This window comes from Pseudomonas sp. NPDC089752, from assembly GCF_044748725.1.
In the GTDB taxonomy this organism is placed as follows: domain Bacteria; phylum Pseudomonadota; class Gammaproteobacteria; order Pseudomonadales; family Pseudomonadaceae; genus Aquipseudomonas.
This window is the reverse complement of the sequence record NZ_JBIVGP010000007.1, coordinates 347938-363202: the sequence shown is the minus strand read 5'-3', so window position 1 is coordinate 363202 and position 15265 is coordinate 347938. Positions and strand designations below refer to the sequence as shown.

The 15265-nt window shown below is 64.0% G+C and carries 15 protein-coding genes; 6 read left to right on the top strand and 9 right to left on the bottom strand.

What is annotated here, in order from left to right; genetic code table 11:
• Nucleotides 1-62: 62 nt before the first annotated feature.
• The 6 genes from ACIPZF_RS14785 to dinG form a co-directional block, all read right to left on the bottom strand.
• Entirely contained in the window at nucleotides 63-527 is a 465-nt protein-coding gene (locus tag ACIPZF_RS14785; protein ID WP_400800525.1) for a glycine zipper 2TM domain-containing protein, read from the bottom strand.
• A 195-nt stretch (nucleotides 528-722) separates the two neighbouring features.
• Nucleotides 723-1370 carry a pyridoxamine 5'-phosphate oxidase gene (pdxH, locus tag ACIPZF_RS14780; protein WP_400800523.1) on the bottom strand — a complete coding sequence of 216 codons (648 nt, stop codon included), beginning with the start codon at nucleotides 1368-1370 and terminating at the stop codon, nucleotides 723-725.
• A 19-nt stretch (nucleotides 1371-1389) separates the two neighbouring features.
• Entirely contained in the window at nucleotides 1390-2379 is a 990-nt protein-coding gene (locus tag ACIPZF_RS14775; RefSeq protein ID WP_400800521.1) for an OmpA family protein, read from the bottom strand.
• 99 nt (nucleotides 2380-2478) lie between these two features.
• Entirely contained in the window at nucleotides 2479-3624 is a 1146-nt protein-coding gene (locus ACIPZF_RS14770; protein WP_400800519.1) for a serine hydrolase domain-containing protein, read from the bottom strand.
• A gap of 100 nt (nucleotides 3625-3724) precedes the next feature.
• Complete coding sequence (locus ACIPZF_RS14765; protein ID WP_400800517.1) at nucleotides 3725-5998, bottom strand: beta-galactosidase; 2274 nt, start codon at nucleotides 5996-5998, stop codon at nucleotides 3725-3727.
• An 81-nt stretch (nucleotides 5999-6079) separates the two neighbouring features.
• The gene (gene dinG, locus ACIPZF_RS14760) at nucleotides 6080-8224 is read right to left on the bottom strand and encodes an ATP-dependent DNA helicase DinG (RefSeq protein WP_400800514.1); all 2145 of its coding nucleotides are present in this window, start codon (nucleotides 8222-8224) and stop codon (nucleotides 6080-6082) included.
• A 98-nt stretch (nucleotides 8225-8322) separates the two neighbouring features.
• On the opposite strand from dinG, the gene ACIPZF_RS14755 reads away from it, so the two are divergent.
• Nucleotides 8323-8787, top strand: a complete 465-nt coding sequence (locus tag ACIPZF_RS14755) for a CopD family protein (protein ID WP_400800511.1) — start codon at nucleotides 8323-8325, stop codon at nucleotides 8785-8787.
• Nucleotides 8788-8803: 16 nt separating this feature from the next.
• Here ACIPZF_RS14755 and ACIPZF_RS14750 read toward each other — a convergent pair whose 3' ends face one another.
• The 3 genes from ACIPZF_RS14750 to ACIPZF_RS14740 all read right to left on the bottom strand — a co-directional run bounded on the left by ACIPZF_RS14750 (nucleotide 8804) and on the right by ACIPZF_RS14740 (nucleotide 10598).
• Complete coding sequence (locus ACIPZF_RS14750; RefSeq protein ID WP_400800509.1) at nucleotides 8804-9079, bottom strand: DUF1145 domain-containing protein; 276 nt, start codon at nucleotides 9077-9079, stop codon at nucleotides 8804-8806.
• A 19-nt stretch (nucleotides 9080-9098) separates the two neighbouring features.
• Nucleotides 9099-9818: an OmpA family protein gene (locus ACIPZF_RS14745; protein ID WP_400800508.1), complete on the bottom strand. Its 720-nt coding sequence runs from the start codon at nucleotides 9816-9818 to the stop codon at nucleotides 9099-9101.
• An 87-nt stretch (nucleotides 9819-9905) separates the two neighbouring features.
• The gene (locus tag ACIPZF_RS14740; RefSeq protein ID WP_400800505.1) at nucleotides 9906-10598 is read right to left on the bottom strand and encodes an OmpA family protein; all 693 of its coding nucleotides are present in this window, start codon (nucleotides 10596-10598) and stop codon (nucleotides 9906-9908) included.
• A 158-nt stretch (nucleotides 10599-10756) separates the two neighbouring features.
• Here ACIPZF_RS14740 and ACIPZF_RS14735 point away from each other — a divergent pair, with 158 nt between their 5' ends.
• The 5 genes from ACIPZF_RS14735 to ACIPZF_RS14715 all read left to right on the top strand — a co-directional run bounded on the left by ACIPZF_RS14735 (nucleotide 10757) and on the right by ACIPZF_RS14715 (nucleotide 15080).
• The gene (locus ACIPZF_RS14735) at nucleotides 10757-11251 is read left to right on the top strand and encodes a DUF6231 family protein (protein WP_400800503.1); all 495 of its coding nucleotides are present in this window, start codon (nucleotides 10757-10759) and stop codon (nucleotides 11249-11251) included.
• A 2-nt stretch (nucleotides 11252-11253) separates the two neighbouring features.
• On the top strand, nucleotides 11254-11730 hold the full coding sequence (locus ACIPZF_RS14730; RefSeq protein ID WP_400800500.1) for a YchJ family protein: 477 nt from the start codon (nucleotides 11254-11256) through the stop codon (nucleotides 11728-11730).
• Between the two features lie 2 nt (nucleotides 11731-11732).
• Nucleotides 11733-12209 (top strand): LEA type 2 family protein, encoded by a 477-nt coding sequence (locus ACIPZF_RS14725; RefSeq protein WP_400800498.1) that lies wholly within the window; start codon nucleotides 11733-11735, stop codon nucleotides 12207-12209.
• 7 nt (nucleotides 12210-12216) lie between these two features.
• Nucleotides 12217-12414: an SEC-C metal-binding domain-containing protein gene (locus tag ACIPZF_RS14720; protein ID WP_400800495.1), complete on the top strand. Its 198-nt coding sequence runs from the start codon at nucleotides 12217-12219 to the stop codon at nucleotides 12412-12414.
• 224 nt (nucleotides 12415-12638) lie between these two features.
• Complete coding sequence (locus ACIPZF_RS14715; RefSeq protein WP_400800493.1) at nucleotides 12639-15080, top strand: penicillin acylase family protein; 2442 nt, start codon at nucleotides 12639-12641, stop codon at nucleotides 15078-15080.
• Nucleotides 15081-15265 lie beyond the last annotated feature (185 nt).

The following is a 15265-nucleotide window of genomic DNA, read 5'->3' as shown; positions in this document are numbered from 1 at the left end:
CGCGACAGATAAACAAAACCCCGAACTGGCGAGGCCAGTTCGGGGTTTTGTTTATGCAGCAATCAGTGCGAAACGCGGCTGGTGCCGTCAACGGTCATGATGCGAACACGCTCACCCACGCGGAAGATTTCGTTTTCCTGCACAGCCTGCACGTAAGCGCGCATGCTGCCATCGTCTTCACGCACAGTAATCTCGACACCTTGAGTGCGGGTGATGCCTTCCTCAGCTGCCGAGCCTGCCAGGCCACCGGCCACGGCACCGATCACGGCTGCGACGATGCTGCCGCGGCCACCCCCGATGGCGCTGCCGGCCACACCACCAACGATTGCGCCGGCACCACCGCCGATTGGGGTCTTGGTGCCTTCGATCTTGACCGGGCGCAGGGATTCGATGGTCCCCATGCGCACGGTCTGCACGCGACGGGCTTCATCACGGGAGTAGCTGTCGCCGGTCAGGCTGGAGGCACAGCCGCCCAGCAACAACGACAGGGTGGTAAAGGTCGCCACCAGCAAAGCGGATTTACGCATGGGTAAAGTCTCCATAAGTCAGATGTCCATTAGACGCTGCACCTCGACGGCTGTCACGGTGATCAAGTAATAAAATTATTACCGTTCAGCTACGGTACAGCCTCCGAGCCGGGCTTGGAAAATTAGACATAGGATAGTCACAGATTGCTGCATCGGCGTGCAGACTGGGTAGGGGCTGGGGACAGCCCCTGAAATTCAAGGCGCCAGGCGCTCGCGTGCCCAATGCCCATCGACCAGCCGATAGTTCAGCCGATCATGCAGTCGGCTTGCCCGACCTTGCCAGAACTCGATGCGCTCGGGCAGCAGGCGATAACCACCCCAATGCTCCGGGCAGTGCGGCTGAGTGTCGGAGAAACGAGCCTCGGTAGCCTTTACCAAACCTTCCAATTCCTCGCGGCCGGCAATCACCCGGCTTTGCGGTGAGGCCCAGGCGCCCAGGCGACTGCCCAGCGGACGCACCTGGTAATAATCATCGGACTCCTTGGCCGTAACCTTTTCCACCCGTCCCTCGATCCGTACCTGGCGCTCCAGGGCAGGCCAGAAGAAGGTCATGGCAGCGAAAGGATTGGCCTGAAGTTGCTGGCCCTTGGCGCTGTCGTAATTGGTGAAGAAGGTGAAGCCGCGCGCGTCGAGCCCCTTGAGCAGCAGCACGCGGCAATGCGGGCGGCCCTCGCCGTCGACCGTGGCAACGGTCATGGCATTGGCCTCCACCGGTGGCTGCTCGGTCTTCACCGCATCGGCGAACCACTGGTGGAACAGAGCGAACGGCTCGCCCGGGGCCTGGGCTTCAGCCAGGCCATCACGGGTGTAGTCGCGGCGCATATCGGCCAGGGATTGGGTCATGGCTGCGTTTCCTTGACGATCAGTTGGTCTTCGCAGGGCTGTTGGCGGCTACTTTCTTGTCAGCGGTAGCTTTCTTGGCCGCAGGCTTGGCCGGCGCGGCTTTCTTCTTGGCAGCGGTCTTGGCCGGTGCCTTGGCTTTGGCGACAGGCTTCTTGGCAGCCGGTTTGGCAGCGGCCTTCGCGGCTGGCTTGCTTTCGGCAGCCTTGGCAGCAGGCGCCTTGGCATCCTGGACGGCGACCATAGAAGCCGGGGCGGATGGCGGCACGGCCTTCTGGTACTTGGCCATCAGCGCCAGCATGGTGTTCTGCGGAGTCAGCAGCATTTCTACGCGACGGTTAAGGGAACGGCCTTCGGCGCTGTCGTTGGCGGCGCGCGGCATTTCCGAGCCCATGCCTTTGAGCGACAGGCGGTCACGCTGCAGGCCGCTCAGGCGGAAGATCGCCGATACCGAAGCCGCGCGCTCCGTGCTCAGCTTCTGGTTGGTGGCGGCAGCACCACTGGTGTCGGCATGGCCCAGCACCAGCACGGCAGTCTTGGGGTCGCCTTCGACGGCCTTGGCCACGCGGGTGATCGGGCCGAGGGTCATCGGCAGCAGCATGTTTGGACGGTCCGGATTATAGGAGCTGTCCGCCGGGATGGTCACGACCAAGACGTTGTCACGGCGCTCCAGCTCAAGCTTGCTGTCCTTGATGGCTTGACGCAGCTTCGGCTCATATTGGTCGAGCCAGGCCTGGGTAGCTTTTTCATCGATCTTTGGCACGACTGGGCCCTTGGCCTGCTTGTCATCGCCGCCGAATGGCCACCACCAGCGGCTGGCGCTCTCGGACTTGGCGTCGGCCTTGGCGACGTTCTCGGTGACGGCCTGCTTCACTTCCTGCTCGGCGACCTTGTCCGAACCAAAGGGCCACCAGCTGCTGCTGCCCTCCTTCGAAGCATCCTGAGGATGGCTGGCGCAGCCGGTCACGGCGGTCAGGCACAGGGCCAGAGCTAAGGTTTTATGTGAAGACATCAGCGATACACCATGAAATTGAAAGAGATTTTGCCAACACATGTGAGGCGTTGGCATTGAGGATAGTCAAAGGGGTCGCGCAATACCCGCATTACCCGATCAAAGGCACGTGCCAAGCACGCGCACCAGCTGTTGAGCCCTTGGGTCCATCAGCACGTAAGGGCCAAGGGTGTTGACCACGAAACCGAAAGCCACATCGTGCTCGGGGTCGGCGAAGCCGACAGAGCCGCCCGCGCCAGGGTGCCCGAAGGCTCGGGCGCCAAGGCCGAAGGTGGCGTTGGCCACGGTGGGTTGGTCGAGCATGCAACCCAGGCCGAAACGGGTCTGAGTCAGCAAGGTACGGTCCTGACCGACGCTGTGTTCGCGCGTCAGTTCATCGAGCAGTTCGGATTCGAGCAGGCTGCCGTCGAGCAAGCCGGCGTAGAAGCCCGCCAGGCTGCGGGCGTTGCCGTGGCCGTTGGCCGCCGGCTGCTGCATGCGCCGCCACTCCGGCTTGTTTGTGCTGGTGAGGATCGCCGGCGGATTGGTGAACGCGCGGGTCGACAATGCCTCGGGTTCACGCATGGTTACCTGCAGCAGTCGCTGAGCCGCGGCATCGCCGGCGTTGCCCTTGCCGCGGGCGATATGCGCCACGCGGTGGAATTCTTCGTCGGCCAGGCCGATATGGAAGTCCAGCCCCAACGGCCGCGCGGTGCGGGCCACGATCGACTCGCCAGGGCCACGGCCATCGGCGCGGCGGATCAATTCGCCCAGCAGCCATCCATAGGTGATGGCGGCGTAGCCGTGTTCGCTGCCAGGGGTCCACCAAGGCGCTTCGGCGGCCAGGGCATCGACCATGGTCTGCCAGTCATACAAGGCTTCAGCGGGCAACAGCTCGCGGATGGCCGGCAAACCGGCGCGGTGGCTGAGCAGCTGGCGCAGGGTGACGCTCTCTTTGCCTGCCTGGGCGAACTCTGGCCAGTAGCGCGCGACCGGGGCATCCAGGGCCAGCTTGCCCTCACCCACCAGCTGCAGCGCGGTAACTGCGGTGAAGGTCTTGGTACAGGAGAACAGGTTGGCGATGGTGTCGCTGTGCCAGGCTTCTTGACCGTCCTTGTCGGCGCTGCCCGCCCACAGGTCGATCACAGTCTCGCCGCCCACCTGGATGCACAGCGCCGCACCACGTTCCTGGGTATCATCGAACAATGCGGCGAACGCTTCGCGAACCGCCTCGAACTTCAGCTCATAGTGACCCTGGATCTGCACCCACTGTTCTCCGTACGACCATGCTGACAAAGGCGTGCATTGTTTCAGTAGTTGGCGGTTTTGCCTACAGGCCAAGGCCGGATGGTCGTAGGAAAATGCTCTATTTTTTAGCTCTCTCTTCCGCCGTAGAGCCCGGTTTAGATACCTCTTCGGGTAACGGGCTGCTCAACTGACCAATGGCCTGCAGGTTACTCTTACGCACGGCTTCGACAAACCCCGGATACGCAACATCCGTAATGGCCACCAGCCCCAAGTGCCCATTCTCGCCATCGAGCAAACGACCGCTGGCGGGCTGGTCGAGGTACTGGAACCAATGCGCACCTACGATCATCGGTTGCGCCAGCGCTGCCTTGAGGAAGTTGCCATAGGCCGGCCCGCGGTCTTCTTCTCGCGCCACTTCCACAGGCCCTGGCCAGAACGGGCCACGGTCGCGGGAGCCGAACTGGAATTCAGACACCAGCACCGGCTTGTCCAGCTCGGCCAGGCGGGCGAAGTCGTAGCCATCCTCAGGTTTCAGGGTATAGAAGTTGAAACTCAACACATCGCAGAACTCAGCGCATGCCTTGACCGCTTCGGGCGTGCTCGCCGCATAGCGACCGCCCAGCAGCAGGTGGTTGGGCGCATGCCACTTCAGCGAATCGGCGATGGTCTTGAAATAGGTTTCGGCGAACACCTGTTGGAAATACTGGTAATCGCGCTCGATCTCCGGGTGTTCAGGGTTTGGCAGTGGCGCCTCGAAACCTGGGTCTTCCATCAACTCCCAAGCTTGCAGGTCAATGCCCCAAGCTTTGGACAGGCCCTGCTGGTTTCGATACTTGTCACGCAGTTGCTTGAGGAACGCGCGCTTGGCGGGTACATCGGTGGTCAGGCGCAAAGTGCCGTAGGCCAAGCCATAACGGGCCTTGGGGTCGTTACCAGGCGCTGCCCAGGCCAGTTCGTTGTCTGCAAAATAACCGATCAGCCACGGGTCATCACGATGATCGCGTGCAGCGATGGCCACCGCGCGTTCGGTGGCCATGGCGAATCGTGGGTCGAACGGGTCGGGCATGCGCCCCCACCAGTCCATGCCGGTGCTGATGCTGGCGTAATCGCCAACAATGGACAGCGGCAATGTATAAGGCATGCGCTTGGCCTCGGCCAGGGCCGGGTCGCTCCAGTTACCCAGCGTGTTGAAGCCCCAGGCCTGCAAACGATCGAGCGTGTGCCCCTGCCAACGCGCGGTATCCAACATCAGCGGCGGGCACGCAGGCGCAGGCTGGCCTTCAGCGGCGGGCGGACAGGCTTTGCCATGGCCGCGCTGAATGTTGGCCGCATAGAAATCGAACCAACGCCCCTGCTTGAAGTTGCGCCCTTGCGAGGAGGCATTGCCATCGTCGTTGTTGCCTTCGCCATAGAAGGCCGCCATCGCGTCACCCTGGCCAGGTAGTGCAGTGAACATGCCTTCGCGGCCGGCGACATAGGTACGCCCGCCATCAGCGGCCACGGCATTGACGCCCAATGAATAGAACGGATGACCTTCCGGGGTTACCAGGTACCAGCGACCATCGCGCTTCTCGGTACGAAAAAAGCCCTTGGCCTCGAACGCCGGTCCTGCCAGTGAGCCTCCGTAACTGTCCAGCTGCAGCTTCGCGCGCTCAGCCAGCCAGGCCCTGAGCTGTTGCTGTTCGCGGTTGTCGGCGGCCTTGAGCTGCTCGTCGCTGACGATCTTCTCTGGCCAGCGGCCACGGGCCGACTGGCCGTAGCCGTCGATCAGCTGGTGATAGGCGGCCTGGTAGGCGAGGTCGTCATCCTGAATACCGACTTTTTCAATCAGCAGGTTCTGCGCCACCTTGGGACTCGGAATGGTCAGGCTGAGCGAAACCACCTGCTTGAGGTCGACCTCGCCGACGCTACTGGTCAACAGCACGCGCTGCCCTTCGTACATCCACGGCATCGGTGGGCCGGCGCGCATGCCCTGGCTCAGTGGCGAGCTGGCTTTGAGCGGCACCATCACCGTCTGCGCAGGCCCTGCCGGCAGATCTATGCGGCTGGTCAGGGTGCGACCATCATTGCCCTGCACCGTGATATCGACGGTCAGAGCCCAATCCATGGCACTTTGCAGGCGCAGGGTGAGGAACCGCCCGGCGGACCAGTCCCAGGCACCACTTTGCGGGCTCAGGCGCAAAGTCGGCCGCTCGACCGGATTGAACACTACCCGCCTCAATACCTCGCCTTCAGTGGTCTGTTCGGCGTTGTACTGCGGCATGCCGCTGCCTTCGGTCGCTACATTGACGACCGAGGCAGGGCGCACGAAGCTGAACAGCGTCTGCTGCCCGGCCATGAGCGGGGTGCTCAACAACAGGGTGAGAACAGCGGGCAAGGTGCGGCGGATCATAGGGCTCAGGCTCTCCTTCCAGGCCCTCATGAGCCCGCGACAGAGTGATGGACAACGGGCCGGCGCGTCATGCTCCGGCCGTCAGGAAATCTCCCGCCGGAAGGGCGGCAGCGCATTGAGAATAGCCTTGCCGTAGCGTTGGGTGACCAGACGCCGATCCAGCAAGGTGATGACGCCGCGATCCTGCTCGGTGCGCAGCAGGCGACCGCAGGCCTGGATCAACTTCAGCGATGCATCGGGCACGGCGATTTCCATGAATGGGTTACCCCCGCGAGCTTCGATCCACTCGGCCAGGGCCGCCTCGACCGGGTCGTCCGGCACCGAGAAGGGAATCTTGGCGATGACCACGTGCTCGCAATAGGCACCCGGCAAGTCGACACCCTCGGCGAAACTGGCCAGGCCGAACAGGACGCTGTGCTGGCCGTCGTCGACCCGCGCCTTGTGCTTGTTGAGGGTTTCCTGCTTGGACAGGTTGCCCTGGATCAGCACCAGCTTGCGCCAATCGCGGTCCAGGCCGTCGAACACTTCCTGCATCTGCTTGCGCGAAGAGAACAGCACCAGCGCTCCGCGCGCGTCTTCGACGATGTTCGGCAGCTCACGGATGATCGCCGCAGTATGCGCTGCCGCATCGCGCGGGTCGGCCTTGAGATCCGGGACCCGCAACAGGCCCGCATCGCCATGCACGAACGGGCTGGGCACAACGCACGTCACCGCGTCACGGGGCAGGCCCGAGCGCATGCGGAAGCGGTCGAACTTGCCCAGCGCAGTCAGCGTCGCCGACGTCACCAGGGCGCCATGGGCCACGCTCCACAGGCTGCGGCGCAGCATCTCGGCAGCCAGGATCGGGCTGGCATTGACCTCGATATCGAACAGCGCGCCGCTTTCGGCCAGGGTCAACCAGCGGGCCATGGGCGGGCTGTCTTGCGGGTCTTCGGCGGTAAAGGCGGTCCACAGCTCCCAGTTGCCCTGGGCGCGGGTTACCAGGCTACCGAACAACGGGTACCACTCTTCGGCCTGGTGGCTGGCGATGCCGATGTTGACCTCGCCGTCCATGCCTTCTTTAAGCAGATCGGCCAGGCGGGTGAACAAATCATTGAGGCGGGCGAAGCCTTTTTTCAGCTCGATGCCGACTTCGCGGATCTGCTCGGGCACCACGCCGCCTTCGAAGCGATAGCGCGGGCGCTCGCGGCCCTCCACATCTTCGCTGGGACGGAAGTCGGCGACCTGCTCGCACAAGGTGAACATGAACTGTTGCTGGGTGCGGATTTCCCGCGCCAGCTCCGGCACCTGTTCGATCAGCTTGCCCAGGTCGCCAGGCAACGGGTGCTGGGCCAGCAGCTTGGTCAGGTTCTTGGCGGTCTGCTCCAGCCAGTCGGCGGTGGAGCGCAGACGTGAATAGTGGGCGAAGTGGCCGATGGCCTTGTCCGGCAGGTGATGGCCTTCGTCGAACACGTACATCGTGTCACGCGGGTCGGGCAACACGGCGCCGCCGCCCAGGGCCAGGTCGGCCAGCACCATGTCGTGGTTGGTGACGATCACATCGACCTTGCCCATGCCTTCACGGGCCTTGTAGAACACGCACTGCTGGAAGTTCGGGCAGTGACGGCCGGTGCATTGGCTGTGGTCGGTGGTCAGGCGCGCCCAGTCCTGGTCTTCCAGGGTTTCCGGCCAGCTGTCGCGGTCGCCATCCCAGCGGTTGCCGGCGAGCTTCTCGATCATGCTGTTGAACAGCTTCTGGCTGCGCTCGTCGACCTCGATGTGAAAGCCCTCTTCCTCGAACAGCTGAGCAGTGGCCGATTGCGCATGGCCCTCCTGCAGCAGGACGTCGAGCTTGGACAGGCACAGATAGCGGCCGCGGCCCTTGGCCAAGGCGAAACTGAAGTTCAGGCCGCTGTTGCGCATGAGGTCGGGCAGGTCCTTGAAGACGATCTGCTCCTGCAGGGCCACGGTTGCGGTGGCGATCACCAGGCGCTTGCCGGCGGCCTTGGCAGCCGGAATCGCGGCCAGGCTGTAGGCGACCGTCTTGCCGGTACCGGTACCTGCTTCCACCGCCACCACGGCGGGCTCGCCAGCACGGCGGCCCTCGTCGTCACAGGCGATGTCGCCAAGCACCTTGGCCACTTCGGCGATCATCAGGCGCTGGCCATAGCGGGGCTTGAGGCTCTTGGCTTCGAGAAAACGCGAGTAGGCGCCCTGGATAGTGGCTTTGAGTTCGTTGCTGATCATGGTCTGCAGGCGCCCGGAGGGCTGGATATATTTTCAGTGTTTTGCATGGGGCGGCTATCATACCCCGCTATTGCCCTTTGTGCCGCATGGAGATCCGGATGCTCGCCTTTACCCTGCCCTACACACTGCATGTTCTGGCCGCCCTGGTATGGGTCGGCGGCATGTTCTTCGCCTGGCTGGTGCTGCGCCCGGCAACGGTTGCAGCCCTCGAGGGGCCTGCCCGGCTGCGGCTATGGCTGGAAGTTTTCCGACGCTTCTTCGTCTGGGTCTGGCTGGCCGTGGCGATCCTGGCGATAAGCGGTATCGGCATGTTGCACATGCGCTTCAGCGGTTTCGAGACAGCGCCCAGGTATGTACAGGTGATGATGGGCGGTGGGATCGCCATGTTCGCGCTGTTCATGCGCATTCAGGCGCTGTTGCTGCCGGAGCTCAAAGCCGCGGTGCAGGCCGAGGACTGGCCGGCCGGCGCAGCAGCACTGGGGCGGATCCGGCGCATGGTGGGGGTCAATCTGCTGCTGGGCCTGGCCGTGGTGGCGGTAGCCAGTTCGCGGCTACCTGTCTGAGCAAGCAATACTCGGGTCAGCCGTTGCGCGGCAGCTGCGGCTGCCGCGGGATGGACATCACGTGGAAAATCCCCGTCAGCAGGATCTGCAACCGATCGAACCAGCGGTGACTGCGCCCGCGCAGGCTGGCGTTGAAAAAAAGCACCTCCAGAATGTGCAGCCCCAGCACCGTCACCCCGACCGCATTGATCAACAGGTTGAACGGCACCGGTTGCGGCAGCAGCTGGTTGAACAGCACCACACCCCAGAATGCGATGGTGAGGATCTTGCCCAGGCCCAGGATGAATTTCATCTGCCGCTCCTAATTCGCATTAGTTGAGGTGCAGGTCCACCCGCCGATTGTGCGCGCGACCTTCCTCGGTGTCGTTTTCAGCGACCGGCTCACTGGCCCCTCGGCCCTCGCTGGTGACCTTCTGCGGCGCCATGCCCTGGCTGATCAGGTATTCCGCGACACTGGCCGCACGCCGTTCGGAAAGCGCCTGGTTATAGCTGTCCGAGCCGACGTTGTCGGTGTGGCCAACCACCTTGATCCGCGACACGCCCAGCTCGTTCAGCCTGGGCAGCAGGCTCTGCAAGCGCTGCTGGCTGCCCGGGGTCAGGTCAGCGGAGTTGAAGGCGAACATCACCTGGCCCTGATCGTCGAGGGAGATTACCTCGGTCGTGGCCGGTGGCTCAGGCGCGGGCTGACTGGGTGGGTATTGCGGCAGCGGGCAGCCCATGTGGTTGACTGCCGTACCGGCCGGCGTGTCGGGGCAGCGGTCGCGGCGATCGAACACGCCGTCGTCATCCTCGTCACCGTCCTGGGCATAACAGATCAGGCCACCAGCGATCGCTCCCAGGGCGCCGCCACCGGCAGCCCAGCTGGAACTTTCGATGGCGCCCAGGCCACCGCCCGCCAAACCACCCAGCAGGCTGCAGATCGGCCAGGTCCTTTGATTGAGGGGCGCACTGCCGTCACTGTGGGTGGCGCAGCCAGCAAGCAGGCTGGAAACCACCAGCAGCGGCAGCGCTGCCTTTGACATAACACTCATGGTGAATGCTCCTGTGTCGTTGGCCGCATCCGGCCTACAGGAGTAAAGACGCGCCCGCGCCACTTCTCAAGGCACGGGCGCATACCGTCAGCGCTGGATCTTGATCTCGGTGCGACGGTTCATCGAACGCCCATCGGCCGTGGCATTGTCCGCCACCGGCTGAGTTTCCCCTGCACCGACCACCGACACGAAGCTGGCGCGCGGCACGCCGCTCTCGACCAGATAATCGGTCACCGAGTGCGCACGGCGTTCGGACAGTTTCTGGTTATAGCTGTCGGAGCCTACGCTGTCGGTGTGGCCGCTGACGCTCAGGCGGGCACTGGGTGCTTCCTGCCTCAAGCGGGTGGCGATGGTGTTCAGGCGCTCCTTGTCGGCGGCAGTCAGGCGCGCAGAGTCGAATTCGAAGTGCACGTCACGGATGACGATGACTTCCTCTTTCTGCACCACCACTTCCTCGACCACCGGCGCCGGTTCCGGTGGGCAACCATTGGCATCGACCTGCACGCCACGCGGCGTGCCTGGGCACTTGTCACGGCTGTCGGGCACGCCATCGCCGTCTTCGTCGCCATCACCATGGGCCCAGCAATAGCCGGCGGCCAGGCCACCACCAAGCAAGGCGCCCCAACCAGCCCAGCTGGAGCTTTCGATGGCGCCCAGGGCGGCACCGCCCACACCCCCGACGGCAGCACACTTCGGCCAGTCGGTTTTTTGCAAACCTGCACAACCAGTCAACACACTGGTGAGCAGTACCAGGGGTAACGCTGTGCGTACTATGCTCATCTCAAAGCTTCTCCTAGGGGGAATCGGCTAAGACCGATCATTGGGAGTAAAGACCGCGCATCTGATCCCTGCCAGCAATAAGCCACGACGGTGTTACATGCCGCTTTGCCCCCGGCCGTCAGCCCGTTAGTCTTGCAAGACCTGAACGAGGATTGGCAATGACCGACGGTTTTTCCCAACGCACACCACAGCAGGCCCTGGCGGCGCTGCTGGAGCGTTTCACCCCGCAACGCCTGCTGCTGGTGGGCACTCGCTTCCCTGCCCTGGATGCCTTTGCCCAGGCCCACCCAAACGTGAGCATCGAAACCTGCGCACCTGGCGCATTGCCCGCTGACGTGGCCGCTCAGCGCTTCGACCTGGCCGTACTTGTGGATTGCCTCGAACACCTGCCCAAACGCGCGGGACTGCAATTGCTGGGCGGCATCCGCAACCTCAACGCCAGCCGGGTTGCGGTGCTGGCCGACCTGCGCGCCTGCGGCTGGCAAGACACCGACTTCTTTGCCCTGGCCCTGTCGGCCAGTGAGAAATTCCGTCGTGACGAGCAGGTCCTGAATTTGTTCACCTATGATCTACATGACTACAAGCAGGTCCCGGACTGGCTCAACGCCCGCTTCTGGGCCAACCCTGAAAACTTTGGCAAGTACTGGTGGTGATGATGAGTGTTTCGGTTTGCCCCTGCGGCAGTGGCAACTTGCTGGATGCCTGCTGCGGGCACTACCACGCTGGCACCCCGGCTCCGGATGCCCAGGCGCTGATGCGTTCGCGCTACAGCGCCTATGTACTTGGCCTGATCGATTACCTGATCGCCACCACCCTGCCAGCCCAGCAGGCCGGGCTCGATCGCGCCGCCATGGCGGCCTGGAGCGCCCAGAGCACCTGGCTGGGCCTGGAAGTGGAAAACGCCGAGGTGCTCGGTGGCCAGCCCGAGCATGCCTTCGTCACCTTCACCGCGCGCTGGCATGACCAGGAGGGCGACCACCAGCACCGTGAGCGTTCGGCCTTCGTGCAGCATGCTGGGCGCTGGTTCTTCATTGACCCGACCGTTGAGCTCAAGGCTGGCCGCAACGACCCCTGCCCTTGCGACAGCGGGCAGAAGTTCAAGAAATGCTGCGCCAGTTACGTCGGTAACTGAGCATGATCGCCCTGGCCCGCCTGCTTCTGCTCGGCACCCTGCTGGCGCTGCAGGCAGGCTGCGCGATCTGGGGGGACGACGATTGGCGCGAGCCGGAAGTGCATCTGGTCAAGGTCGAAACGGTCAAGGCGCGACTGCTGGAGCAGGAGTTCGTGCTGCACCTGCGCATCGACAACCCTAACGACAGCCGCCTGTTCATTCGCAATGTCGGCTATGCGGTCTGGCTCAACGATCTGCTGTTGGTGGAGGATGAAGCCAGTGTCTGGCGCAGTGTCGGTGGCCATGCCCGGCGCACCTTCAAGATCACCGCCCGTACCAACCTGTGGAAACAGCTCAAGCCGTTGGCCAAGTTGCTCAAAAGCGAGCAACCGCTGCATTACCGCCTTCAGGGAGAGCTGGCGACCGGGCTGCTTCTCCACCGGGACCTGCACTTATCGCGCAGTGGTGAGATAATGCCCGGCGATTTCATACCGGAGTAACCCTGCAATGACTCAACAACCCCATGTTCATGGCCCAGACTGCAACCACGGTGACGATCACCACCACGACCACGGCCATGTGCACGGCCCGCATTGCAACCACGGCCACCAGGAGCCGGTTCGCAACGCCCTGAAGGACGTTGGCCGCAACGATCCATGCCCGTGTGGTAGCGAGAAGAAGTTCAAGAAGTGCCACGGGGCTTGACACGACTTGAGTCCTGCGGTGCCGCGTAGATCGCATCGCGGCTGAAGCCGCTCCCACATTGGATTGTTCGTTCGCCACGCCATGTAGGAGCGGCGGTGCGGCGATCCGCTTCATCCGCGATGCGCCGCGCCGGCGGCGCTCGATCTCACAGGCGCCGAATACGTAACGGCATGCTACCTTAACGCCACTCAAAACCCCCGCCACGCCCTGCAGGAGCCCTTGTCATGGCCGCCCCCGTCCTTCCTCCCTTCCGCCCACGGTTCGCCACCGCTGCCACGCTGCTCGGCATGCTCGGGCTTGCCGGTTGCCAGATGGGCGGCTATCAGGACAGCGTGCCACCCACCACTGGGGTACAGCCGCTCAAAGGCCTGGCGCAAAACGTTTCGATCCGGCGCAACGCGATGGGCGCGCCGCTGATCGAAAGCAGCAACTTCCATGACGCCCTGTTCAGCCTGGGCTATGTGCACGCCGGTGACCGCATCGAACAGATGCTCGCCATGCGCCTGCTCGCCCAGGGCCGCCTGGCCGAGCTGGCCGGTAGCGAAGCGCTGGACATCGACCGCCTGATGCGCGCCGCCAACCTCAAGCAGAATGCCACCCAGCTGTACGCCGACGCGTCGCCTCGGCTCAAGCGCTTCTTCGAAGTCTATGCCCGCGGGGTCAACGCCTACCTGTTCCGCTACCGCGACAAGCTGCCGGCCAACCTCGCCAGCAGTGGCTATCGTCCGGAATACTGGAAACCCGAAGACTCGGCGCTGATCTTCAGCCTGTATGCCTTCAGCCAGTCGGTGAACCTGCAGGAAGAACTCAGCGCTTTGACGCTGGCGCAAAAAGTTGGCAGCGACAAACTGCCGTGGCTACTGCCTGGCGCGCCGGATGAACCCCTGGCCGACGCCGAGGTGGAAAAACTCAAAGGCCTCAACCTGAACAGCCAGCTGCCGGGTCTGTCTGCCCTTGCAGCCGCCAGCCAGAAGCTGGCCGACCTGGGTCTGCTCGGCAGCCCTGGCTCGGCCAACCTGGCCCTGGGCTCGCAACGCAGCCGCAGCGGCAAGAGCCTCCTGGCCAGCGACAGCCGCGCCGCCTGGGCCCTGAGCCCGGTGCAGATCCACACCGGCAAATATCAGGTGGCAGGCCTGTCGCTACCGGGCCTGCCCATCGTCCTGGCCGGATACAACGGCAAGCTGGCCTGGAGCAGCAGCGCGGTGATGGCCGACAACCAGGACCTGTACCTGGAGCAATTGCGCCATCAGGGCAGCCAGGTCAGTTACCTGGCCGACGGCAAGTGGCTGCCGGCACGTGCACGCAGCGAAACCTTCTTCGTCCGCGGCCAACGCCCGCAGCGTGAAGTGATGTATGACACCCGCCACGGCACCTTGCTCGCCCAACCCGGCACTGCCAGCCTGGGCCTGGCGCTGCACCTGCCGCAGCTCAAGGGCGACCGCAGCCTCGATGCGCTGTTCGACCTGACCCGTGCGAAAAACGTCGAGCGCGCGTTCGACAGCACACGCGAGATCGGTGCCGCCGCGCTCAACTTCGTGTTTGCCGAACCTGAGCACATCGGCTGGCAGGTCAGCGGTCGCTACCCGAACCGCCGCGAAGGCCAAGGCTTGCTGCCGTCGCCGGGCTGGGACGGCCGCTATGACTGGGACGGCTACGCCGACCCGATGCTGCACCCCTACGACCAGGACCCACCAGCCGGCTGGATCGGCCACGCCAACCAGCGCAGCCTGCCGCGCGGCTACGGCATGCAGCTGTCCAATACCTGGTACTACCCCGAGCGCGCCGAACGCCTGGCCCAGCTGGCCGGCAACGGCCGCCACGACAGCCGCAGCCTGATGGCCCTGCAGAACGACCAGGTAACGCTGCTGGCCGACAAGCTCAAGCAGATGTTCGACGCGCCGGGCATGGCCCAGCCGCTCAAGCAGGCCATTGACGCCCTGCCTGCCGCCCAGCGCGACAAGGCCCGTGACGCTCTGGCCCGGCTCAAGGCCTTCGATGGCCGCTTGAGCCCGGTCTCGGCGGATGCGGCGCTGTATGAACTGTTCCTCCAGGAAGTCACCCGCCAGACCTTCCTCGACGACCTCGGACCAGAATCCAGCCCAGCCTGGCAGGCATTCGTCAGCAATGCGCGCCTCTCCTACTCGGCCCAGGCCGACCACCTGCTCGGCCGCGAGGACAGCCCGTTCTGGGATGACCGCGACACGCCGCAGAAGGAAGACAAACCCGCCATCCTCGCCCGCAGCCTGGCCGCTGCCGTGGATACCGGTATCTCGCAACTGGGCGCCGACCGGCGCGCCTGGCAATGGGGCAAGCTGCACCAATACCGCTGGCCTGCACCGGCCTATCATGGCTTGGGCGATGCCCTCAGCCGTTCGCCGTCGGCCGCTGGCGGTGATTTCACGACCCTGGCGCTGACGCCCTATGCCTGGGGCAGCGATTTCGACACCCGCCTGCCGGCTTCGGCACGCATGGTCGTCGACTTCGGCCAGGCCGAACCACTGCAGGTGCTGACCAGCAGCGGCCAGTCCGGCAACCCGGCCAGCGGGCATTACAGCGACGGGCTGGATGCCTGGTTCAAAGGGCGGTTCATGAGCCTGCCGATTCAGCCGCAGAATTTTGGGCGGGCTTATGGGAGCCAGCGGTTGACGTTGGTGCCGGGGAAATAGCGGAGGCCGGAGCGCTTGTCATGAGGTTTTCAGCGCTCTTGAGATCGAGCGCCGCCCGCGCGGCGCTTCGCGGCTAAAGCCGCTCCCACATTTGTTGCAACGTGCCATGGTCTGATAGGCCATAGTTGCCTGGATTGTGGCACGACGCAATTTTCCGGCTGTCTCTACCGCCGCCCCGCAAGTCT